Annotated in this window: 1 protein-coding gene; it reads right to left on the bottom strand. The window is 51.8% G+C overall.

Features of this window, described 5'->3' with window-relative positions:
* Window positions 1-1,455, bottom strand: a 1,455-nt coding sequence (locus tag JX325_RS16435) for an IS1182 family transposase (RefSeq protein ID WP_204792109.1), incomplete at its 3' end; no start/stop codon positions are given.
* Between the last annotated feature and the right edge of the window lie 117 nt (window positions 1,456-1,572).

Genomic DNA, 1,572 nt, shown 5'->3' with positions numbered 1-1,572 from the left:
AGGCCTGTCTGTCTTCATTACCAGACAGGCCACAAAGTTAATGAGGGATAAAATGTAGGAAGTGGCAGAGGAGGAGGGAGCAAAGCGTTTTCTGGTTTTCCACCTTGCCAGCTTTTTGAGGTTCATGGCAGCAAATTTGAGCCTCACCCAGTTGGAAACCTGGGCCAGACCACGGTAAAAGGTATAGCGCATGGCATGCTTTTCTTTCGCATCCGCAAAGACCCGTTCAATGGTTTCTTTGCGTTTGGCGTAAAGGTCCTTGTATTCCGGGGTGTATCTGGCGTCATCGGCCAGTTCCTCGTAGTCTTTCCAGATATGGCGCTGGACAGTCTTCACGCAGTTTTTCGAGCGGGTGCATAAATGGCGGGAGGGACATTGGGCACAGATTTCCGGGTCGCTGCGGTATTCACGGTATCCATCCCGGTTGGTGGTGCGGTAGGACAGGATGTGGTATTCCGGGCAGATCACGCAGTCATAATATTCATCATAGACGTAAGACCACCAGGGATGTCCGCCCTTCATCGTCATGGGCCGCTTGTAGGCTGTAGACAATACCCGGCCATCTCGAAATACCTTTTTGCAGATATGCGGGGTCTTATAGGCAGCGTCCGCCACCACTGTTTCCACCTCTGGAAACGATTGAATCAATTTGTCGTAAACATCGTCAAACGCCACGCTGTCATGGACATTTCCGGGGGTGACCACTGCTTCCAATACGTAACCGCTCTTGTCACAGGCGGTATGGGCCTCATAAGCGAAGCACCGCTTGTGCTCCCCCTTGTGGAACATTCCACACTCCGGGTCTGTGGTGGATACCGTTATGGTTTTCTGCTTTTTTGCCGCTTTCTTCCTCCGGGCCTGCTTCTTTTTTGAGGTGTTGTCCTGTTTCTTCCCTCCAGCTTTGGGCGGTTCATCTTCATCATCCAGTGGCTTTTTTCCATGAGCCTCCCGGTCCGCGTTCACTTCCGCCAGCAGTTCTTCCTGGTATCGTTTTGCTGCTGCCGGTACTTCCTGCTTGATTTTCTTGTTCAGATTTGCGCTTGCCTTGATGTGTGTCCCGTCTATAAATACTGCTGCTGGGGTCAGTGCTCCTGCACTGCCTGCCTCCTCCAATATCCACCGAAACACTGCCTCTATGGTCTCCGAAGTAAACCGGTGCCGGAAGTTGTAACTCACCGTGGAAAAATGGGGCAGCTCCTCGCTCAGCGTGTACCGCAGAAACCACCGGTATGCTACATCTGTCTGGGCTCTGCGTAGCGTTCCACGCAAAGAGGTATTCCCATCCAAATGCTGCAGCAATACGATTTTGAACAGCACCACTGGGTCGATGCTCCGCCGGCCCTCTTCTTCGCTGTACAACGGCTCCACGATCTTGTACAATTTCTCGAAATCTACCGCTGCATCCACCTGCCGCAATAGATGTCCCGGTGGCACCAGGCTTTCTGTATCCACCATTTCTATAACCCCTCGCTCATTTTTCCCTCGCTCCAACATATTCCTCACCCCTTACTCCCTATTTTATCATCTTTACATGAAAAAGTCTGCCGGTAGGCAGACTTTTTCGACAAGCTG

The organism is Oscillibacter sp. CU971, assembly GCF_905219725.1.
Taxonomy (GTDB): domain Bacteria; phylum Bacillota; class Clostridia; order Oscillospirales; family Oscillospiraceae; genus Oscillibacter.
Note: the sequence above shows the minus strand (reverse complement) of the source record. Positions and strands in the feature narration are given on the sequence as shown.